This is a genomic window from Citromicrobium sp. JLT1363 (assembly GCF_000186705.1).
In the GTDB taxonomy this organism is placed as follows: Bacteria; Pseudomonadota; Alphaproteobacteria; order Sphingomonadales; family Sphingomonadaceae; genus Alteriqipengyuania.
In genome coordinates this window covers 162,942-182,547 of the sequence record NZ_AEUE01000003.1, presented here as the reverse complement: position 1 = coordinate 182,547, position 19,606 = coordinate 162,942, and the positions used below count along the sequence as shown (strand labels likewise).

General features: G+C 66.1%; 25 protein-coding genes and 1 pseudogene. 9 read left to right on the top strand and 17 right to left on the bottom strand.

Annotation, left to right across the window (positions count from 1 at the left end; genetic code table 11):
- The first annotated feature begins 2 nt into the window (after positions 1–2).
- Positions 3–3,425 carry an AAA family ATPase gene (locus ADAD_RS0105455; RefSeq protein WP_010410747.1) on the top strand — a complete coding sequence of 1,141 codons (3,423 nt, stop codon included), beginning with the start codon at positions 3–5 and terminating at the stop codon, positions 3,423–3,425.
- 8 nt (positions 3,426–3,433) lie between these two features.
- Entirely contained in the window at positions 3,434–4,219 is a 786-nt protein-coding gene (locus tag ADAD_RS15585) for a nucleotidyltransferase domain-containing protein (RefSeq protein WP_010410744.1), read from the top strand.
- Here ADAD_RS15585 and ADAD_RS17345 read toward each other — a convergent pair.
- The 5 genes from ADAD_RS17345 to rpmF all read right to left on the bottom strand — a co-directional run bounded on the left by ADAD_RS17345 (position 4,216) and on the right by rpmF (position 7,450).
- The gene (locus tag ADAD_RS17345; protein WP_010410742.1) at positions 4,216–4,743 is read right to left on the bottom strand and encodes a MerR family transcriptional regulator; all 528 of its coding nucleotides are present in this window, start codon (positions 4,741–4,743) and stop codon (positions 4,216–4,218) included. The two genes, ADAD_RS15585 and ADAD_RS17345, sit on opposite strands and share 4 nt — an antisense overlap.
- Before the next feature lie 15 nt (positions 4,744–4,758).
- Positions 4,759–5,061, bottom strand: a complete 303-nt coding sequence (locus ADAD_RS0105440) for an integration host factor subunit alpha (protein WP_010410740.1) — start codon at positions 5,059–5,061, stop codon at positions 4,759–4,761.
- A gap of 129 nt (positions 5,062–5,190) precedes the next feature.
- A complete protein-coding gene (locus tag ADAD_RS0105435) occupies positions 5,191–6,153 on the bottom strand; it encodes a beta-ketoacyl-ACP synthase III (protein ID WP_010410739.1) in 963 nt (320 codons plus the stop codon).
- A complete protein-coding gene (plsX, locus tag ADAD_RS0105430) occupies positions 6,150–7,238 on the bottom strand; it encodes a phosphate acyltransferase PlsX (protein ID WP_010410737.1) in 1,089 nt (362 codons plus the stop codon). The genes ADAD_RS0105435 and plsX overlap by 4 nt, the downstream gene beginning before the upstream one ends.
- Before the next feature lie 32 nt (positions 7,239–7,270).
- On the bottom strand, positions 7,271–7,450 hold the full coding sequence (rpmF, locus tag ADAD_RS16605; protein WP_010410735.1) for a 50S ribosomal protein L32: 180 nt from the start codon (positions 7,448–7,450) through the stop codon (positions 7,271–7,273).
- 191 nt (positions 7,451–7,641) lie between these two features.
- Between rpmF and ADAD_RS0105420 the strand changes: the two genes are divergently transcribed.
- A complete protein-coding gene (locus tag ADAD_RS0105420; protein ID WP_010410733.1) occupies positions 7,642–8,043 on the top strand; it encodes an MAPEG family protein in 402 nt (133 codons plus the stop codon).
- Between the two features lie 46 nt (positions 8,044–8,089).
- Here ADAD_RS0105420 and ADAD_RS0105415 read toward each other — a convergent pair whose 3' ends face one another.
- On the bottom strand, positions 8,090–8,731 hold the full coding sequence (locus tag ADAD_RS0105415; protein WP_010410729.1) for an MBL fold metallo-hydrolase: 642 nt from the start codon (positions 8,729–8,731) through the stop codon (positions 8,090–8,092).
- Between the two features lie 116 nt (positions 8,732–8,847).
- Positions 8,848–9,099 carry a Flp family type IVb pilin gene (locus ADAD_RS0105410; RefSeq protein WP_010410727.1) on the bottom strand — a complete coding sequence of 84 codons (252 nt, stop codon included), beginning with the start codon at positions 9,097–9,099 and terminating at the stop codon, positions 8,848–8,850.
- 160 nt (positions 9,100–9,259) lie between these two features.
- On the opposite strand from ADAD_RS0105410, the gene ADAD_RS0105405 reads away from it, so the two are divergent.
- Positions 9,260–9,664: a c-type cytochrome gene (locus ADAD_RS0105405; RefSeq protein ID WP_010410724.1), complete on the top strand. Its 405-nt coding sequence runs from the start codon at positions 9,260–9,262 to the stop codon at positions 9,662–9,664.
- 34 nt (positions 9,665–9,698) lie between these two features.
- On the opposite strand, the gene ADAD_RS0105400 is transcribed toward ADAD_RS0105405, so the two are convergent.
- Positions 9,699–10,847 (bottom strand): AAA family ATPase, encoded by a 1,149-nt coding sequence (locus ADAD_RS0105400; protein ID WP_029139930.1) that lies wholly within the window; start codon positions 10,845–10,847, stop codon positions 9,699–9,701.
- An 83-nt stretch (positions 10,848–10,930) separates the two neighbouring features.
- Positions 10,931–11,617 carry a LexA family transcriptional regulator gene (locus ADAD_RS0105395; protein WP_033193197.1) on the bottom strand — a complete coding sequence of 229 codons (687 nt, stop codon included), beginning with the start codon at positions 11,615–11,617 and terminating at the stop codon, positions 10,931–10,933.
- Positions 11,618–11,728: 111 nt separating this feature from the next.
- On the opposite strand from ADAD_RS0105395, the gene ADAD_RS0105390 reads away from it, so the two are divergent.
- From ADAD_RS0105390 to ADAD_RS0105380, 3 genes are read left to right on the top strand one after another with little or no spacing between them, the layout of a single operon-like run.
- Positions 11,729–11,917 (top strand): hypothetical protein, encoded by a 189-nt coding sequence (locus ADAD_RS0105390; protein ID WP_010410714.1) that lies wholly within the window; start codon positions 11,729–11,731, stop codon positions 11,915–11,917.
- Positions 11,907–12,257 carry a hypothetical protein gene (locus tag ADAD_RS0105385; protein WP_010410712.1) on the top strand — a complete coding sequence of 117 codons (351 nt, stop codon included), beginning with the start codon at positions 11,907–11,909 and terminating at the stop codon, positions 12,255–12,257. The genes ADAD_RS0105390 and ADAD_RS0105385 overlap by 11 nt, the downstream gene beginning before the upstream one ends.
- A gap of 52 nt (positions 12,258–12,309) precedes the next feature.
- The gene (locus ADAD_RS0105380; RefSeq protein WP_010410708.1) at positions 12,310–13,014 is read left to right on the top strand and encodes a hypothetical protein; all 705 of its coding nucleotides are present in this window, start codon (positions 12,310–12,312) and stop codon (positions 13,012–13,014) included.
- On the opposite strand, the gene ADAD_RS0105375 is transcribed toward ADAD_RS0105380, so the two are convergent.
- From ADAD_RS0105375 to cysS, 3 genes and pseudogenes are all read right to left on the bottom strand, one after another.
- A complete protein-coding gene (locus ADAD_RS0105375; RefSeq protein ID WP_010410706.1) occupies positions 13,011–13,949 on the bottom strand; it encodes a D-2-hydroxyacid dehydrogenase in 939 nt (312 codons plus the stop codon). The two genes, ADAD_RS0105380 and ADAD_RS0105375, sit on opposite strands and share 4 nt — an antisense overlap.
- Positions 13,946–14,331 (bottom strand): annotated as a pseudogene (locus ADAD_RS16185) (endonuclease domain-containing protein). The gene ADAD_RS0105375 and the pseudogene ADAD_RS16185 overlap by 4 nt, the downstream one beginning before the upstream one ends.
- 50 nt (positions 14,332–14,381) lie before the next feature.
- On the bottom strand, positions 14,382–15,836 hold the full coding sequence (gene cysS / locus ADAD_RS0105365; RefSeq protein WP_010410699.1) for a cysteine--tRNA ligase: 1,455 nt from the start codon (positions 15,834–15,836) through the stop codon (positions 14,382–14,384).
- A 26-nt stretch (positions 15,837–15,862) separates the two neighbouring features.
- On the opposite strand from cysS, the gene ADAD_RS0105360 reads away from it, so the two are divergent.
- The gene (locus tag ADAD_RS0105360; protein ID WP_010410694.1) at positions 15,863–16,522 is read left to right on the top strand and encodes a DUF998 domain-containing protein; all 660 of its coding nucleotides are present in this window, start codon (positions 15,863–15,865) and stop codon (positions 16,520–16,522) included.
- Here ADAD_RS0105360 and ADAD_RS0105355 read toward each other — a convergent pair.
- From ADAD_RS0105355 to ADAD_RS0105345, 3 genes are read right to left on the bottom strand one after another with little or no spacing between them, the layout of a single operon-like run.
- Positions 16,519–16,935, bottom strand: coding sequence for a hypothetical protein (locus tag ADAD_RS0105355; RefSeq protein WP_029139929.1), 417 nt, complete (start codon positions 16,933–16,935; stop codon positions 16,519–16,521). The two genes, ADAD_RS0105360 and ADAD_RS0105355, sit on opposite strands and share 4 nt — an antisense overlap.
- A gap of 58 nt (positions 16,936–16,993) precedes the next feature.
- Positions 16,994–17,479, bottom strand: a complete 486-nt coding sequence (locus ADAD_RS0105350) for a hypothetical protein (RefSeq protein ID WP_010410688.1) — start codon at positions 17,477–17,479, stop codon at positions 16,994–16,996.
- 13 nt (positions 17,480–17,492) lie between these two features.
- On the bottom strand, positions 17,493–18,170 hold the full coding sequence (locus tag ADAD_RS0105345; protein WP_010410686.1) for a nitroreductase: 678 nt from the start codon (positions 18,168–18,170) through the stop codon (positions 17,493–17,495).
- Positions 18,171–18,289: 119 nt separating this feature from the next.
- Here ADAD_RS0105345 and ADAD_RS0105340 point away from each other — a divergent pair, with 119 nt between their 5' ends.
- Complete coding sequence (locus ADAD_RS0105340) at positions 18,290–18,961, top strand: N-acetylmuramoyl-L-alanine amidase (RefSeq protein ID WP_010410683.1); 672 nt, start codon at positions 18,290–18,292, stop codon at positions 18,959–18,961.
- 18 nt (positions 18,962–18,979) lie between these two features.
- Here the strand turns inward: ADAD_RS0105340 and ADAD_RS0105335 are convergent, their stop codons facing one another.
- On the bottom strand, positions 18,980–19,276 hold the full coding sequence (locus tag ADAD_RS0105335; RefSeq protein ID WP_010410678.1) for a type II toxin-antitoxin system RelE/ParE family toxin: 297 nt from the start codon (positions 19,274–19,276) through the stop codon (positions 18,980–18,982).
- Entirely contained in the window at positions 19,273–19,557 is a 285-nt protein-coding gene (locus ADAD_RS0105330; RefSeq protein ID WP_010410674.1) for a ribbon-helix-helix domain-containing protein, read from the bottom strand. The genes ADAD_RS0105335 and ADAD_RS0105330 overlap by 4 nt, the downstream gene beginning before the upstream one ends.
- Positions 19,558–19,606 lie beyond the last annotated feature (49 nt).

Below are 19,606 nucleotides of genomic sequence, written 5' to 3'. Positions count from 1 at the left end.
CGATGGAGATACGGCGACTTCGTCTTTCCGGCTTCAAGAGCTTCGTCGAGCCCGCCGAACTGCGCATCGAACCGGGGCTGACCGGCGTGGTCGGCCCCAATGGTTGCGGCAAGTCCAACCTGCTCGAAGCAATCCGCTGGGTGATGGGGGAAACCTCCGCCAAGTCGATGCGATCGGGCGGGATGGAAGACGTGATCTTCGCGGGCACCGAACAGCGCCCGCCGCGCCAGTTCGCCGAAGTGGTGCTGACCGGTTCGGACGATAGTGGCGACGAGCTGGAAGTCGTGCGCCGGATCGAACGCGGTGCGGGCAGCGCCTACCGCGTCAACGGCAATGATGTTCGCGCGAAGGACGTTGCGCTGGCCTTCGCCGATGCGGCAACCGGCGCGCATTCCCCCGCGCTCGTCAGCCAGGGCAAGATCGCGCACATGATCGCCGCCAAGCCCGCCGAGCGACGGCAGATGCTGGAAGAGGCGGCGGGGATTGCGGGGCTGCACGTGCGCCGCAAGGATGCCGAGAGCAAGCTGCGCTCTACCGAGAAGAACCTGGAGCGGCTGGAAGACCTGCTCGCCGGACTCGACAGCCAGATCGCCAGCCTACGGCGGCAGGCCAAGCAGGCGGAGCGGTATTCGAAGCTGACCGACGAGATCGGAGTGGCCGAGGCGCGGCTGGTCTTTGCCCGGTGGCGCGATGCGGCGGCCAGCGCGGAAGCTGCACGCAAGGCTGCGGGCGAGGCGGAAAGCGCGGTCGCTGCGGCCAAGACGCGCGCTGGGGAAGCCGAAGCGGCGCAGCGCGAGGCGGCGGAAACGCTTGCCGATGCGCGCGATGCGCTGGTCGCCGCGCGGACCGATGCGGGCGCGCAGGAACAACGGCTCGCCAGCCTCGAGAAAGAGCGCGAGGCGGCTCTTGCCCGGCTCGCCGATCTCGACCGGCAGGCCGAGCGGCTGGAGCAGGACCGCGAGGATTACGGGCGCACCGGGCGCGATGCCGCCGATGCGCTCAAGCGTCTGGAAGCCGAACTGGCGGCGAGTGAACAGGCGCGTGCGCAGGCCGAAGAAGCGCTACCGCAGGTGATCGCGGATGCCGACCGGGCAGAGCAGGCGGAACGCGCGGCGGAGCTGGACCTTGCCCGCGCCAACGCGGATTTCGCCGCGCTCGATGCCGAATGGCGCGTAGCGCGCGCCGCGGTGGAGCAGGCCGAGCGACGGGTCGCCAGCCTCGCCAAGGAAGCGGAACGGCTCGACGAGGCGCAGCGCGCGCGGGCAAGCGAGGACGATCCGGCAAAGGCTCTCGAGGCAGCGAAGCACGATGCCGCACGCGCGGGCACGCGCCGCGAAGAACTTGCTGCACGGATCGTCGATCTGCGCACAGCGCGCGATGCGGCGCGGAGTGAACTGGAGCAGGCGCAGGAAGCGCTTGCCGGGGCACGGGCCGAACTTTCCGGAGTGGAACGCGAACACGCCGCGCTGGAGAAGGACCGTGCCGGGCGGGACAAGGCGCGCGCGGCCAAGGCCGGGCTGCCGGTGGCGCTCGACAAGGTGCGCGCGGCGCCCGGATATGAAGCCGCGCTGGCCGCCGTGCTGGGGCGCGACGGGCGGAGCCCGCTCGGCCTGCTGCCCGATGCGCAGGATGGCCGCTTCTGGACCGGCGCGCCGCAGCCCGATCCGGTGGAGCATGCCCTGCTCGATCATGTGCCCGACTGCCCGGCAGAACTGCGCGCGCGCCTCGCGCGGGTGCAGGTGACTGAGAGCGACGATGGCCGCGCGCTGGAACCGGGAACCTGGCTCGTGACCATGAACGGTGCGCTGCGCCGGTGGGACGGTCTGGTGGTGCGCGGCGAAGGCGGCGCGGAAGCGGCAAGGCTCGAAGCCGCAAACCGGCTTGCCGCTCTGGCCGAGCAGCTTCCCGCTCTGCAGCAGGCCGTGGCGGATGCCGAAACGCGCTCTGCCAGGGCGCGCGAACGGCTGGATGCGAGCCAGGCCGATTTCTCCCGCGCCGAAAGCGAGAGCGAGGGGGCCGCGCAGGCGGAGCGCGAGGCGCTACGCGCGCTCGACCGCGCGGAGGCTGCGCTCGCCAGCCATGCCGACAAGGCGCGCCAGCTCGAAGAAGCGCGCCGGGACCTGGCGGATCAGCGCACCACGGCAGAGCGTGAATGCGAAGCCGCACAGGCCAGGCTGGCGGAGCTGACCGATCCCGAAGCGCTCGCCAACCGGCGCGATGCGGCCCGCGAGGCGCACGAGACCGCACGCGGTCGGCTGAGCGCGGCGACCGCTGCACGCGCGGCGCAGGAACAGGCGCTGGCGGTGGCGCGCGAGCGTGTCTCGGCACACAAGGCGGACCGATCGCACTGGGATCGCCGGGCAGACGAAGCCGCACGGCGCCTCGCCGATATGGACGGACGTGTGGCCGAGATAGAAAGCGCGCGCGAACAAATCGGCGATCTGCCCGATCGCCTGCAGGCCGATATCGAAGCCGCGCGCACCAGCCACCAGGAAACCGCCGCGCGCCTTGCAGCATTGCAGGAAACGCTCGACACCGCGCAGGCGGCCGCCGATACGGCGGATGCAGCGCAGCGCGGTGCCAACGAAGCCCTGGCTGAAACGCGCGAGCGGCGCGCGCAGCTCGCCAACCAGGCCGAGAACGAGGATGCCCGCCGAGCGGAAATGGCGCGCGTTTCTGGCGAGCGTTTCCACAAGCCGCCCCCGCTGCTGCCCGCCACGTTCGAGTTCGCCGAAGAGGATGTGTCGAACCGCGATGCCGAAGCCGAAGCGCTCGACAGGTTGACCGCTTCGCGCGAACGAATCGGCCCGGTCAACCTTGTCGCGGCGGACGAGCTGGCCAAGATCGAGGAAGAGCACGGTTCCACCGCCGCGGAGCGCGAGGAGCTGACCGAAGCCGTGCACCGACTGCGCGGCTCGATCGGGCAGCTCAATCGCGAGGGGCGCGAGCGGCTGAAGGCGGCGTTCGAGCAGGTCGATGCCCATTTCCAGAAACTGTTCGCGCGTCTGTTCGAGGGCGGCAGCGCCCACCTCGCGCTGATCGACAGCGACGATGTGCTGGAGGCCGGGCTGGAGATCTACGCCCAGCCGCCGGGCAAGCGGCTGCAATCGCTCACGCTGCTGTCGGGCGGGGAACAGGCGCTGACGGCCATCGCGCTCACCTTCGCGCTGTTTCTGACCAATCCGGCGCCGATCTGCGTGCTGGACGAGGTCGACGCACCGCTGGACGATGCGAATATCGACCGCTTCTGCGACCTGCTCGAGGCGATGACGCAACAGACCACCACCCGCTACCTGATCGTCACCCATAATGCCGTGACGATGAGCCGGATGCACCGCCTGTTCGGGGTGACCATGATCGAACAGGGCGTCAGCCGCCTCGTCAGCGTGGACCTGCAGGCCGCCGAACTGCTGGCGGCAGAGTAGCGCTTTCGATGACGATCGAGGCGGGCGCCCGGGCCGAGATCGCCCGGCGGCTGGAAACCATCCGGCGCGAAGAGGGCATCACCTACCTGCTCGCCATCGAATCGGGTTCGCGCGCGTGGGGCTTCCCGTCACCCAACAGCGACTATGATGTGCGCTTCATCTATCGTCGCACCGCGCCGGAATATCTTTCCCTCCAGCCGAAGCGCGATGTCGTGGAGCGGCCGATCCTCGACGATTTCGATGTGAATGGCTGGGATATTTCGAAGACGCTGGGCCTGTTGCTGAAGCATAATGCGGTGGTCTCGGAATGGCTCGATTCGCCGATCCGCTACCTGCCCGAAGCCCCCGTGATCGACGAATTGAGAGCGCTGGTGGATCGCTTCTTCAATCCGCACGGTTATGCCCTGCATTACGCGAATCTGGGCGCAAATCAGGTCCAGCGGTGGCTTGAGGATGAACTGACGGTCCCGGCCAAAGCCTACTTCTATGCACTTCGGCCCGCCCTGTGCATCCGCGCACTCCGTCTCGATCCCGATCGGCGGCCACCCATGCGGTTGCAGGATCTGATGGCGGCGACCGCCCTTGACGCGGACCTGATCCGGACGATCGAGGAGCTGATCGAAACAAAGGCACAGGCACGCGAAAAGGCCCCGACACACAGATCGGCGCGACTGGAAGCGCTCATCACCGATGAGTTGCAGCGTGTGGACGAGGTGCCCGAGCGCCGCGATGACGCGGCCTTTGCCGCAGCGGTCGACGCGTTGTTCGTGGGGATGGTCCTTGCGGGGGACTAGTCCCCGATAGCTTCGGCCAAAGCGGCGCGGATATCCTTGAGCTTGCGCACGACATTCATGCGCAGATCGGATTCTCCGCGCAAGCTGGTGGACGTCCCGAAGGACCCGTCGGCGCGCTCCGCGCCACCTTCGGCCGATATCTGGGGCGCTGCCCGGTCCCGGGGATCGTCCCGGTCGGGCAGGTCCTTCGCGGTCAGGTAACGGCGCATGCCTTCGCGCGGGGCTTCGGACTGTCCGTCATCGTCAGGTTCGTTCATGCCTGCCCGGCCCTTCTCGATCGCTGCGCGCGCACCTTTCAAGGTGTAGCCTTCCTCGTTTACCAGCCGGTCGATGGTTTGCACCAGCGCGACATCCTCGGCCCGGTAATACCGGCGACCGCCACTGCGCTTCAGCGGCTTGAGCATCGGGAACTGTTCTTCCCAATAGCGCAGGACATGGGGTTTGAGGCCAAGGGCCCGACCAAGCTCGCCGATGGTCCGAAGCGCATCCGCGTCCTTTCCATCGTCGAAGCTCCAACGGGTCATGCTGGCCGGATCATATCAGCTTCCGCTTGCGATCCGGTCGCGCAGGGTCTGGCTGGCACGGAAGGTCATCACGCGGCGCGGCGTAATCGGCACTTCGACCCCGGTCTTGGGATTGCGGCCGATGCGTTCCTTCTTGTCGCGCAGGATAAAGCTGCCGAAGCCGGAAATCTTCACGTTCTCGCCGTCTTTGAGCGCGTCGCACATATGCGCGAGAATGGACTCGACAAGCGCGAGCGATTCGACCCGGCTGAAGCCGAGCTTGCGATTGATAGTTTCGGCCAGATCGGCCCTGGTCAGCGTACCCGCCGAACGCGACATGGACTGGAACCCCCCTGTTATTATTCTACGGTTTTCCGAGTGCGACCCACTGCAAGATAATCCCGGGATTAGCAATTGTTACGCCAGGCCGCAATTGTTCAGGCCCATTTTTACACGACTGCTCTCGCGTTACATCCGCACGAGGCTGGCGCCCCAGGTGAAGCCGCCGCCCATCGCCTCGAACAGGACGAGATCGCCCTGCTTGATCCGCCCGTCGGCGCGTGCCGCAGCGAATGCCAGCGGCACGGACGCGGCGGAGGTGTTGGCATGGCGATCCACCGTCACGATCACCTTCTCCGGCGGCAGGCCCAGCTTCTTCGCCGTTCCTTCGAGGATGCGGATATTGGCCTGGTGCGGAACGACCCAGTCTATGTCGGAAATCTCGATCCCCGCCTTGGCGACCACATCCCTCAGCACCTGCGCCAGGTTGCCCACCGCGTGGCGGAACACCTCGCGCCCCTTCATCCGCAGGTGCCCGACGGTCTGCGTGGTCGAGGGGCCGCCATCGACATAGAGCAGGTCGTGCTGCGCGCCGTCGGCATGCAATTGCGATGTCAGGATGCCACGCGTGCCGTCGCCGTCCTGCGCTTCCAGCACGATCGCGCCCGCGCCATCGCCGAACAGGACGGCGGTGGTGCGATCCTCCCAGTCGAGGATGCGGCTGAAGGTTTCCGCGCCGATCACCAGCGCGCGCGTCGCCTGCCCGCTCACCAGCATCGCGTCGGCGGTGCTCATCGCATAGAGGAAGCCCGAACATACGGCGGCGACGTCGAACGCAGGGCAGCCATTGCAGCCGAGCGCTGCCTGGACCTTGGTGGCCGTGGCGGGGAAGGTGTTGTCCGGCGTGGCCGTGGCCAGCACGATCAGGTCGATCTCGCTCGCGTCGATCCCCGCATCGTCCAGCGCGGCGCGCGCCGCCTCGATCGCGAGCGTGCTGGTCGTCTCCCCCTCGCCCGCGATATGGCGCTGGCGGATACCGGTCCGCTCCACGATCCATTCGTCGCTGGTGTCCAGCTGCGCGGCCAGTTCGTCATTGGTGACGATGCGCTGCGGCAAGGCCGAGCCTGCGCCCCGGATCACCGAGCGAATCACTTGGCGTCGCTCTCGATCTTGCTGGGGCCGCTGCTCCTGGCCGCACCATTGCCATGCGCCAGCAGGCTGTCGCCCAACGCGCCCAGATCCTCACCGATCCGCGCGGTAAGGTCTTCTTCCAGCAGCCGCGCGGCGACCGCCACGGCGTGGGCCACACCCTTGGCATTGGCACTGCCGTGGCTCTTCACCACAACGCCGTTAAGGCCGAGGAAGACCGCACCATTGTGATTGTTGGGATCGAGGTGATGGCGCAGCAGCTCGGTCGCGGGACGCGAGACCAGGAAGCCCACCTTGGAGCGGAAGGACGAGGCGAACGCGCTGCGAAGCAGGTCCGTCACGAAGCGGGCCGAACCCTCGATCGCCTTCAGCGCGATATTGCCGGAAAAACCGTCGGTCACCACCACGTCGACATCGCCGCGGTTGATCTTGTCCGCTTCCACGAAGCCGTCGAAGTCGAGTTCAAGCGTCTTGGTCGCGCGCAGGTGCTGCGCGGCTTCCTGCACCTCGTCGGTGCCCTTGATGTCTTCGGTGCCGATGTTGAGCAGGCGCACGCGCGGACGCGGGCGGCCGGTCACGATCCGCGAATAGGCAGCGCCCATGATGGCGAACTGGACGAGATTGCGCGCATCGCACTCGGTATTGGCACCAAGGTCGAGCATGATGACATCCTGCTCTTCCAGGGTGGGCAGCAGCGCTGCGAGTGCGGGCCGGTCGATCCCCGGCAGGGTGCGCAGCGCGACCTTGCTGATCGCCATCAGCGCGCCGGTATTGCCCGCGCTGACAGCCGCGCCCGCCTCGCCGCGCTTCACCGCGGCGACCGCTTCGCCCATCGAGGTGCCCTTGGAGCGGCGCAGCGCCTGCGAAGGCTTGTCCTCGCCGGCGATCACATCTTCGCAATGGCGAATCTCGGCAGCCCCGGCCAGGCCGGGGTGATTTTCCAGCGCGCGTTCGATCCGCGCCGAATCGCCCATGAGAAGGAAACTGAAATTCTCGTGCCGGCGACGTGCGAGGGCGGCCCCCTCGACCATTACGCGCACGCCCTCGTCGCCGCCCATCGCGTCAACTGCGATACGCGGCAGACTCATTGCAATCTCCGAACTTGATCGCGCGGACGCGATCAGAAACCGACGGCTACGACTTCGCGGCCGTTGTAGAAGCCACAGTGCTGGCACAGGTTGTGGGGGCGCTTGAGCTCGCCACAATTGTTGCACTCGTGGAAGGCTTCGACCTTCAGCGAATCATGCGCGCGCCGATTGCCACGGCGATGCGGCGAAACTTTTCTTTTTGGGACAGCCATGGCGGCACCTGTTCCTACGTTGAATATTCGATATTTAAGGACCGCCCTTAAGCGAGGGGTAGGGCCAGCACAACGGCTTAGTCGTGCCCCGCTAACGCTCCGTCAATGGCGGAAGAGGCGCGCGGTATACTGATTTTGCTCCTGGACGCAAGGGGTGCGTTGCTTGCGACCGGGTAACGAGGGGAAGTGCGATGATGGAAATCGAGTTGCCGGTATCGCTGACGAGCGCGGCCATGTTCGGCCTGCTGGCGCTGTGGCTTGCGGTGCGCAGCGGCCGGGCGCGGCTGAAGGCCAGGGTCGGCCATGGTGATGGCGGCGACATGCTGCTCGCCCGCCGGATGCGCGCGCAGCTCAATTTCGTGGAGACCGCGCCCTTCGTGCTCGCGCTGATCGTGGTGCTGGAGCTGGCCGGAAGCGGCGGGATGTGGCTGCACGGCGTGTCGATCCTGTTCGTCTTCGGCAGGGTGCTGCACGGGATCGGGATGGATGCGGATTCGGCGGGACGACCGCGCCAGATCGGAACCGGGGTGACGATGCTGACGCTGCTGGGGCTGAGCGTCTATGCCGCACTGCTGGGCTTTGGGCTGGCCTAGCTTTCCGGCAGGCGCCCGCTCGCCCAGAGCTTGAAGCAGGGTTCGCCTAAGCCAGCGCAGCGTCGCCCACGAAGGGGTTCGTCTTGCGCTCCTGGCCGAAGGTGCTGGTGGGGCCATGGCCGGGAATGAAGGTGACATCGTCGCCCAACGGCCACAGCTTCTGCGTGATCGCGTCGATCAGGCTCTGGTGATCGCTCATCGGAAAATCGGTGCGTCCGATGCTTCCCTGGAACAGCACGTCGCCCACGATCGCGAACTTGCGGTCACGGTTGAAGAAGATCACGTGGCCGGGCGTGTGCCCCGGGCAGTGGATGACCTCCAGCGTCAGGTTGCCCACGGTCACGGTATCGCCGTCTTCCAGCCAGCGGTCTGGCTCGAAACTGGCTGCCTCCATCTGGAAGCGCGCGCCGTCTTCATCCAGCCGCGAAATCCAGAACCGGTCCGCCTCGTGCGGGCCTTCGATGGGCAGGCCCAGCTCCTTCGCCAGCATGCCCGCCTGCCCGCAATGGTCCAGGTGGCCGTGCGTGATCAGGATCTTCTCCAGCTCCACGCCCGCCTTGGCGACGCCTGCCTTCAGCTTGTCCAGATCGCCGCCCGGATCGATCAGTGCCGCCTTGTTGGTCTGGGTACACCAGATCAGCGAGCAGTTCTGCTGCAGCGGCGTAACCGGCAGGATCGCGGCTTTCATCGGCGAGGATTGGGGGGAGGTCTTGGTCTCGGTCATGCGGCCAAGTTGGTCGACGGGCCCTGCCATTGCAAGCACCGGCGTCTACAGGCCGCGCCCCGGATCTGCTGCGCTGCCCGTTATCTGCGCGGCACGCGGTTATCGCCGCCGCCGCGGACCGGCACGCGTGCAGGCGGTTCCTGGACCGGCGCTTCCGCCTCGTCACCCGGAGGGCCAGCCATCCCGGCGGCCGCACTGGAATAGTTGTTCGACGTACCGACCCCGATCGTGTTGAGCGCTCCCACCAGAACCAGCGCCACCAGGGCCGCCAGCACGACGTATTCTATGGCCGAAACGCCCGATTCATCGCGCAGAAGATCCGTGTTAATCATGTTGTCCCCCCAAAATTCGCGGCCACCATGCCTCGGGAAGGTGAAGACATCGCTAAATCGGTAAGGCTGATGCGCGATGCACGCGCATCAGCGCATTTGATCGGCGTGCCCGGCGCGTCTATCCTGACGACACGCCGACTGCGAGGAGAGACCCCCGGCCATGACATCGCGCTTCATCCTGCCCGCCGCGCTTGCCACATGCGCGCTCGCCGCCTGCCAGACGCCGGAGCCGGCGCCGTCCGCCGACCCGCAGGCGACCGCGGGCTTGAGCCGCGCCGAGCTGGCGGAGCCCGACGCGGACGGCGTGCCCATGCTGGTGGGGGCGATGTGCGGCAGCTGCCACGCGGTGGCGCCGGGCGAACTATCGCCACTGCCTCAGGCCCCCACCTTCCCCTCGATCGCCAACCGCGAGGGCCTGACGCGCGAAACGCTCACCACCTATCTGCGCGACGCGCACAATTACCCGGACATCATGGATGTCGGGCTGACCGACGAAGACGTGGCGCTGGTGGTCGACTACATGGTGTCGCTGCAGGACCCGGACTACCGCCAGCCGCCGTCCTGAGCGATCGTTTCCGAACTCTCGGGCTGGCCCGCAATTATCTCGAAGGCCACTTCCATTCCGGCCTGCTCCACAACGGCACGACGGTTTCACCCATTTCCTTGTGCAGCTCGATCGATTGGCTCTCCGGGTACTTTTCCAGTTCGGTGACCAATCTCGACGAATGCGAGACCACGATAATCTGGCAGCGCTGCGATGCCTTCGTAAGGAGCCGCGCAAGAGGATCGAGAAGGTCGGGATGCAAACTGGCCTCGGGCTCGTTCAGGATCATCAATTCGGGCGGGCGAGGCGAAAGCAGGGCTGCAGCAAGCAGCACGTAGCGAAGGGTTCCATCCGATAGCTCGGACGCGACCAACGGGCGAAGCAGGCCGTGCTGCTGCATCTGTATCTCGAACCTGTCACTGACCGACAGGGTGGCGCCATCGAAGGCGTCCGCGATCGTCTGTTCGAGGGTCTCGGCATCGCCGATTTCGAAGATGGTCTGAATGGCCGCTCCGATATCCGACCCATCGCCGGCCAGCATGGGGGTAAAAGTGCCCACTTGCGCGCGCCTCGCAGGTGCGTCGACGTCTGTCCGCAGGTTGTCGTAGAAACGCCACGCGCGCATCCGATCGCGCAGCAGCAGCAGTTCGAGACCATCGGCAGAGTTCGCGCAGTGCGTCATCATGCTGTCGAACGCAGTTAGATCGCCGAAGCTGTCGCACCAGGCCCCCGATGCGCTGCTGCGCACCCGGACACCGGGACCTCGCCTGGCCGCAACGACATTCGCACGGCCATAGGTTTCCCCTACCCATACCGCCTCCACCTTGATCTCGGGATCACGGTCGAAGCGTGTGCGGGAAGGAGTCGGCAGGCCAAGATCGATGGCGTAGCCAAAGTCATCCGAAGAAAAGCCGAGCTTGAGGCTGACAGAGTGCTTTCGCACCGTCCCCTGAACGGGATGCTCCCCCACACGCATCACCTGACTGAACTTTTCGGGACCGGCCCAGAGCGTCGACGTCAAGCCGCCTTCGGCAGCCAGAGCAGCGATCGCGCGCCCCTGGGCAACATCGGCCAGCAGCTTGAGAGCGCGATACAGGCTTGTCTTCCCGCTTCCATTTGCGCCGGTCACGATGTTGATCCGACCCAGCGCTATCGTGACATCCCGCAGGGAGCGATATCCGGAGACAGCAAGAGAATTGATCATGCCGACCACCATAGGCGTCTGCTCCCCGCTTGCCATAGGCGTGGCCTAGAGGACGGCGCTCTGCTGCCCGGCAGGAAAGGCACCTACAATCGCCCGCTCTTCCACACCACGCGGCCCAGCACCTCGACCTCGTCCAGTGACACCTCCACCGGCGGGTAGGCGAGGTTCTGGCTGAGCAGGGCTATCCGCCCCGCCCCTGCGCTGGCCAGCCGCTTGACCATCAGTGTGTCGCCCATCCGCACGACATGGACCCCGTCGCGTTCAAACCGTGATCCGCGATCGACCAGGATTTCATCGCCGTGGCGCAGCAGCGGTTCCATGCTGTCGCCCTCCACGGTGAGCGCGGAGAGCATCTTGGGATCGAAGCCGTTCTCGCGCAGCCAGCGGCCCGAAAAGCCGAAATTGTCGAACGGGGTCTCGCCCCCCGCGAACTGGCCCGGCCCCGCGGCCGCGGCGAGCGAAAGACGCGGGATGGCATGGAAATCCTCGTCGCTGCGGGAGGATGTATAGGATTTTTCCCCCGTACCATCCGGCGCCCCGCCCAGCTCGCTTTCGTCCACACCGAAGAATTCCGCGAGCACCTTGCGATCCTGCTCCTCCAGCTTGCGCGGACTCCCCTTGCGGATGAACTGCTGGAGATAGCTGGAATTACGCCCGATAAGCGCGGAAAGCCCGGCAAGGCTGGAGCCACGCTCCCTGGCCAGCTCTAGCAGGCGGGTCCGCGCATCGCCGCCATCCACCACCGATGGAGATCTAGGATCGTCATTCATACGCATTTCCCTATATGAAAGATTTTTCCTAGACAAGTAGGATTTCGCGCGCGAGCAATCCTTCACCGCGGCCAATGATTCGATCCCATCGGGCATGAGTGAGGGAAAAATATGCTGATTCGAAGGATAGAGAAGTTTCTGCGCGAGTTCGACATGCCCGCGACGAAATTCGGGCGGCTCGCGGCGCACGATCCGCGCTTCGTGCTCGACCTGCGCAATGGCCGTCTGCCGCGTGCGGGCACCGAACAGCGCGTCGATGGCTTCATGCGCGAATGGCGGGAGGCGCGTCATGCGGGCTGAAGCCATTCACGCACCCCGCACCGCCTCCCGCGGCCATGCCCGCAGGCTGGAAGCTGCGCTGCAAGAGCTTGCGCAGGGGCACGGCACGGTCCTCGCCCATCGCGAGCGCAGCTGGGCGAGCATCACCTTCGCGGGTACGCGCCACACGCTGCGCATCGCCTTCGACACGCCGGAGGCCATCGAAGGCGGGGAAACGCTGATCGCCGCCCTGCCCGATCACGAATTCGCGCTCCCGGCACGGCTGGTGGCGGATGCCACGGTGAGCGCGGTGGATCACGTGCTGGAGCCTGCTCCATGCCTCACCGTCACATGCGAATTGCTGCTGCTGGAGGATGGATAATCCGCTAGACCCGCCACACGGCGCAATGCCGGTTGGGAAGAGGGAAATATCGATGCGCAATACGTGCTTGTTGCTGGCCTTGCTGGCCGTGGCCACCCCGGCGATGGCGCAGGATCTCGAGAGGCAGGAAATCGTCGTCACGGGGTCGCGGATCGAGCAGGACAATTACTCGGACACGATGCCCGCAGTGGGCCTGCGCCGACCGGCAGACTTTCTGGTCCAGAGCGTCGTCATCCGGGGTGACACCCGCGACCAGGCCCAGCGGCGGCAGGAAATCCGCAAGATGCTGGCCGACGCGGTGCGGCGGGCCGACGCGATGGGCATCGAGCTTGCCTACGGCGACTACATCCTGACGACGCTGACAGCCGCCAATGTCGACGAGATCGGCCTGCAAGGCGATAACCGGCCCGATAGCGAGCGGGTGGCCTTCCTCGTCAAGGCACGGCTCGGCGGGACGCAGAGCGGCGAGGCGGCCGAGGCGCAGATTGCACGCTACATCGACTCGGTGCCCGAAGTCGGTCGCGCGCAGATGGACGAATGGGGCGACAGCACGCTCTCGATCGTCGGGCCGGACAGCTACCGTCCCCAGATCGCCGAGAAAATCGCCGAGGATTCGCTCGCGATGGCGGCGCGGCTCGGCGATGGCTACGGGGTCGAGATCGAGGGGCTGAACATGCCCGTGCAATGGGCGCAATCGGGGCCCGGGGAGGTGCTGCTGTACATTCCCTACCGGCTGGTGGTGGTTCCGCGCCCCTAGTACCCGAGCGAGAGGTCCATCTGCGGCTGCACGGGTTCGCCCGCGTGCCATTTGTGCAGGTTTTCGATGAAACGGTCGGCGGACCGCATGAACATCCCGGTTTGCGCGCGGCCCGACAGGTGCATGGTGACCTGCGCATTGGCAAGCGACCACAGGGGGTGGCCTTCGGGCAGCGGTTCGGGATCGGTCACGTCGAGCAAGGCTGCCTCGATGCTCTTCGCTTCAAGGGCATCGACCAGCGCGGGCTGATCCACCACATCGCCGCGCGCAACGTTCACCAGCACGGCGGTCGGCTTCATCGCCGCGAGTTCGTCTGCCCCGATCATGTGGTGCGTTTCGGGGGTGGAGGGCACGGCCAGCACCACCCAGTCGAATGTGTCCAGCTTGCCGCGCCACTCGTCGGGCTTCAGCGCGCCGTCGGCGCCCGAGCGGCGCACGGGGACAACCTCCATGTCGAAAGCTTCGAGCCGGGCCTTCACCAGCCGCCCGATCGCACCGAGGCCCAGCAGCAGCACGCGCTCGCCCGCCAGCTCGCGCTTGCCGGGGCTGTCGAGCAGCCACTCATGCCGGTCCTGCGCGCGCACCACCTCGCGGTAGCCCTTGGCGTGGGTCAGCATCAGCATGACGACATATTCGGCGATGGTGATCGCGTTGATACCCGCCCCGTTGGTGACGATCGTGCCGCGCTGGCTCAGCAGGTCGAGCGGCAGGAAATCGAGCCCGGCGTAGATCGAGTTGAGCCATTTGAGGTTCTCGGCCGCTGTCACGACCTCGCACATCGGTTCTGGCTGGTTGAAGTCGAACCAGCCGATCTCGGCGCGCGGCGCCAGCTCCACCGCTTCCTCCTTGCTCATGAACCACAGCGGCTCGACCCAGTCGGGCAGGCGCGGTTCGACCAGCGGGCGGATCAGGGTGGAGAGAACAGCGGTGGTCACTTGCTCCCCTCCCGCTTGCGGGAGGGGCCGGGGGTGGGCTCTTCCTGGAGCGCGGTGCGGATGGTTTCGATCACGCCATCCGTGTTGGCGAGTACATCGGCATTTGAAAAGTGCAGAACGCGAAATCCTTCGCTTCGCAGGTGTGCATCGCGCGCTTCGTCACACTCGGGCAGCACGTCGTGCGAATGGCCGTCGACTTCGAGGTCAGCTTTTGCGAGCGGCACAGGAAATCGGCGAAGAACGGTCCCACCGGCATCTGCCGAGTGAATTTCACGCCGAGCTGGGACTTCGCGAGATGCCTCCACAGCGCGCGCTCCGCCGGTGTGGCGGCATTGCGCAGTTCGCGGGCGCGTTTGGTGTCGCGGTCGGTCCAGGTCGGCACGCACGTACTTTGCCCACCCCTAACCCCTCCCGCAAGCGGGAGGGGGATTTTCAGGCGAGCTTCCACTCCCAGCCGAGCGGATCGCCGTCCATCACCTCGACGCCCTTGGCCGCAAGTTCGTCACGGATCGCGTCGGAGGTGGCGAAGTCCTTCTCCGCCCGCCCAGCCTTGCGGCGCTCCAGCGCGTCCTCGATTTCGGCTTCGGTGATCTGCGCGTCCTTCGGACGGATGCGGAGATCGGTCCGCGCGAGGTCGAGCAGGCCGAGGCCGAGAACGGCGTCCATCCGCTCCACCACGGCACGCTTGATCCCCGCATCGACCTTCTTGGTCGCCAGTGCATCCTCGAGTGCGGTCAGCGCGATTGCGGTGTTGAGGTCGTCGGCCATCGCCTCCTCGAACTTGGCAAGTGCCTGCGCGAACTTGGGATGATCGGTCGCGCCGCTCTCCACGTCACGCAGCGGCTGCACCGCCATCACCATCCGCTTCAGCCGCGTGAGCGCCGCGCCCAGCCCCTCCCACGAGAATTCCAGCTCGCTGCGATAATGCGCCTGGAGGCACATCATCCGGTAGGCGAGCGGGTGATAGCCCTTGTCGATCAACAGCTGCAGCCGCAGGAACTCGCCCGAGGACTTGCTCATCTTGCCGGTGCGATCGACGAGGAAGTTGTTGTGCATCCAGTAACGCGCGCCCGAATGGGCCGGATCGTCGAGCCCGCCGCACCCGCAGAAAGCCTGGTTCTGCGCGATCTCGTTGGGGTGATGGATCTCGCGGTGGTCGATCCCGCCGGTGTGGATGTCGAACGGGAAGCCCAATAGCTCGCCGCCCATCACGCTGCATTCGAGATGCCAGCCCGGAGCGCCGCGGCCCCACGGCGAATCCCATTCCATCTGGCGCGTCTCACCCTTGGGTGTGGTGCGCCAGATCGCGAAGTCGGCGGCGTTGCGCTTCCCCTCCACATCGCCGATCCGGCTCTCGCCCTCATCCTCGGTCACGGCACGGGCCATGCGTCCGTAATCTGCGACGGTGGAGACGTCGAAATAGAGCCCGCTCTCCAGCTGGTAGCAGTGCTTCGCCTCGATCTTCTTGGCGAAGTCGATCATCTCGGCGATGTAATCGGTTGCGACCGACCATTCGGCCGGTTCGCGGATGTTGAGCGCTGCCACATCGGCCTTGAAGGCCTGCGTATAATGCTCAGCAATATCCCAGATCGACTGCTTCTTCTGCGCAGCCATCTTCTCCAGCTTGTCCTCGCCCGCATCGGCATCGTCGGTCAGGTGGCCGACATCGGTGATGTTGATGATGTGGGTAAGCTTGTAGCCGCGCCAGCTGAGCGTGCGCCCCAGCACATCGGCGAACACATAGGCGCGCATATTGCCGATATGCGGGTAGTTATAGACCGTCGGCCCGCAGGTATAGACGCGCGCCTCCCCCTCATGGACCGGAACGAAGGGTTCGAGCTGGCGGTTGAGGCTGTTGAACAGGGTGAGTTGCGGCGCATCGGTCATGGGCGCGCAAATGCGCCAAGCCGCACGTGTGCGCAACAGGGAGCGACCATATCAGCAAGGATTCCGGAACAGACACCCTATCGCGCATCCTCGGCGGCATTGCCATCGTGGGGTGCGCGATCTCGGTCGCGTGCGACCTGCTGGGCGCTGCGCTCTCCGAAAGGATCGGCCTGGTCCGCGACACGATCAGCAACCTTGCCGCGGGGCAGTGGGACATCCTCTCCGACCTTGGCATCTATGCCTTCGTCGTCGGCGTGCTGGCGGTAACCGCAGGCCTGATCCGCTGGCGGGTATCGCGATGGGACTGGCGCGCGGGCACGGTGTTGCTGGTTCTGCTGGCGCTCGATTACGCGCTGATCGCGGCCTACGAGGCCTATTCGACCGGGGACGGCCCGCAGATCCATTACAAGCTGGTCTATTTCATGGGCGCGGCCTTCCCGCTCACCGTGCTGCTGACCGCAGGCCAGTTTGTCGAGATAGAGCGGCGGCTGGGCATCGCACTTTATGTCGGCGGCGTGTTATGGGCGGTTGCCGCGCCCTTCCTGTTCGTGGTGCCGACCGCATGGGATGGGCTGTACGAGCGTGCGCTCGCCTTCGGAAAGCTGGCATGGTTCGTCACCATGGGCGTGATGATCTGGCGCGATCCGGATGTGGTCAGGCAGGTTCCGGAGGAGGAGCGAAGCTAGACCTCGCTGCAATAATCCGGGTTGTCGGACGTATCGCCGAACGCGCAGCCGCGCTCTAGCTCCTCGCGGATCCGCTCGCACGAATTCTGGATGTTGCACGGCGGCCGGGTGGCTGGCGACATGGCATAGCACTGCTCGGAGAGCTCCTCCGCCTTCTCACGGCCCAGTTCGGCGAGGCACGACCCGGCCTCGGCCTGCGCCGCGCTGTTGTCCAGCGGGGGGCGACCATCTTCGCTTGCGGTGGGCCGAGAAGTGGGGGCCGGTTCGTCCGGAGCGGCTGGATCGGTCGTGCGAGCCGGATCTGACGAGGGCGCCTCGGTCGGCTGCCGTTCGGGAGCTTCCGTCACCGGCGTACCGCAGGCCGCAAGCGCAGCGGAGGCCGCCATTATCGAAACCCAGCCGATCTTACGCATGCTCGCTCCCTTGCTCCGCACACCGTCAATCGCCAGGCGCGGCACACGGTTCCGCGCTTCAGCCCCCCATCGCGGCGATCGTCGCAAAGATCACGATGCCGACACCCGCTATTCCCATCACGATGGTCAGCCCGCGCGGGATCGCCGCCGTGCGGCCGTCGCCCGCATCGCGTCCGCCAGCGGTCAGTACCGCCGTGGCGAGCAGGATGGCGAGCGCGGTGCCCAGCCATTCGAGCGTTTCGAGCAGCGATGACATTGGCACCGGCGTCACCGGGAAAATCTCGAACAGGTCGAGCAGGTAGGTGGCCGCAAAGCCGATCGCCGCCGCCATGCTCCACCCTCGCCGCACGCCGCCGCGCCAGGTCAGCCATGCGAGCACCAGCGAACCGAGGCCGAGCACGGTGAGGAAGATGTTGAACGCGGCCAGGACGCTCGCCGGATAGGCACTGAAGTCGCGCGTCTCCACGAAACCGCCGGGGATCATCAGCGCCAGGTTGATCGCCGACAGGGCGAGCAGCAGTGCAACGAGATGGCGGGTGTTCATGGGGCGTGTATCCTTATTCGAAGCCTTCAAAACGGACATGCTCTTCCAGCGGCACGCGGTTGCGATCGAAGGTGTTCACCGGGGCATCCGGATCGCGATAGCCAATGCCCATGCCGCAGAAGAAGCGGTGCGTTTCGGTGCTCACGCCAATGTGCTCCATGATCGGATCGGCATAGTAGGCCATGAATTCCTGAGGGCAGGAATCGAGCCCCTGCTCGCGCAGCAGCAGCATGACGGTCTGGAGCCACATGCCCGTATCGGACCACTGCGCCTCCTTCATCAGACGCGGGAAATAGCATAGCAGCAGCACGGGCGCGCCGAAGCTGACCAGGTTGCGCCCCATCGCGGCGGCGCGGCCCGCCTTGTCCTCGCGCGCAATGCCCAGCGATTCGAACATGCTTGCGGAGAGTTCGTAGAGGCGCTGCTTGTAGCGGTCTTCCTGCTTGGGCGCATCCCAGTCGTAATCGGGCTGCTTCATCTCGGAACTGCGCAGTGTTTCGCGCAGCTGCGCGAGCGGCTCGCCGGTCAGGATCGTCGCCTCCCACGGCTGGTAATTGCAGCCCGAAGGTGCCCAGCGCGCGGTATCCATGACCTGCCGGATCGTATCGAGGGGAACCGGCGTATCGAGGAAATCGCGCACCGAACGGCGCGAGGTGACGGCTTCGGAAACGGACATTGTCTGATCGCTCATGTGCGGCTGGCTAGCGGCTGGCCGCCGTCGCGCCAACCCGGCGGGCTGCATTTCGTGCTGTCCTACTCGCAAATCGCGCTCTAGCTGGATTCGCCCTGCGACCCTTTCGGGAGGACCACATGGGCGACCCCACCACCTATCATTTCGATCTCGACCCGGCGCTGCGACCGGCGCACGCTCCGCTGGAGGAACGCTGGTGGCCGGGCATCCGCGATGCAGCGCTCAAGGCGTCGAGCGCGCGCATCTACGACTCGATTCTGGGCGTGCGCGCCGTGGTGGTCCACGCCACCGCCGGCGGCAGCTCCGCCGGGGCGGCGAGCGTGATTTTCGATGGCAATGCGAGCTTCCACTGGCTGGTGCCCGACGAGGACGAGCCGCAGCACGGGGCCTTCGTATGGGCCACCTGCCATGAGGCACGCGCGGCATGGCACGTGCGCAATGTCTGCTCTCACCCCGCGATCTGGGGCGGGCGCGGCAGGATCAACCACTGGTCGCTCGGGATCGAGGTGGTGAACCGGCAGGTCCGCTCCGACGCATTCTCCGACTGGCAGGTCGAGGCAACCGCGCAAATCGTCCGCTATGCCTGGGCCAAATATCCCAACCTGCGCCATGTGGTGAGCCACGCGATGCTCGATCCCGCCCGCCGCAGCGATCCTGGGAGCCTGTTCCCGTGGGAGCGACTCAGGACCGCGGTGCTGGATGGGCGGGAGGAACGCGTGCCGGAGCTGGTGGCGTGCGCAGCGGAGATGGGCGTGGTCAGGCCGTCAGCGCCGTTCTGTATGGTGGTGTAAAGCAGCGGCCGCGTTCGGCTACTGGTCGCGCAGGATGGCAGGAATGTCGCGCGCCGAATGCAGGACGCGCGCGATTTCGACCCGCTGCTCCTGTTCGCGGAAGACGATCAGATATCGGCGGTGGACAGCGGCACGCACCGGCACTGGCCAGTCGGTTCTGACCGGGTAGGCCTGGGGATGCTCGGCGACAGCCGTGATGCGAGCGAGCAGTTCGTCGAGAAATGTCTCGGCCCGCTCAGGATTGTCGCGCGCAATATAGTCGACGATCTCGCGAAGGTCTGCGCGAGCAGCCTCGGAGATGACGAGGTCGGTCATTCATCCTTGCCGGAATAGTCGGCCACCTGTTCTCGCACCCGATCGCGCAATTCGGCGAAAACCTGATCGGCAGGGTAGAACGGTCCCGCCAACCCCTTTTCGATCTCGGATCGCAACCACTGGCGCCGGGCCTCGCCCTTGTCACGCTCCTCGCCCCAGTCGCGCAGCGCCTCGCGGACCACCTCGCTGGTGGTAGCATATTCGCCCCGCTCCACCGCCGCGCGAAGCCGCGCAGCCATTTCGGCGGGCATGGTGACGGTGATGCGTTCGAGCTTACTCATGCGTATGCATATATCACACGATGTGTGATCTCCTAATATGCTCGCTACC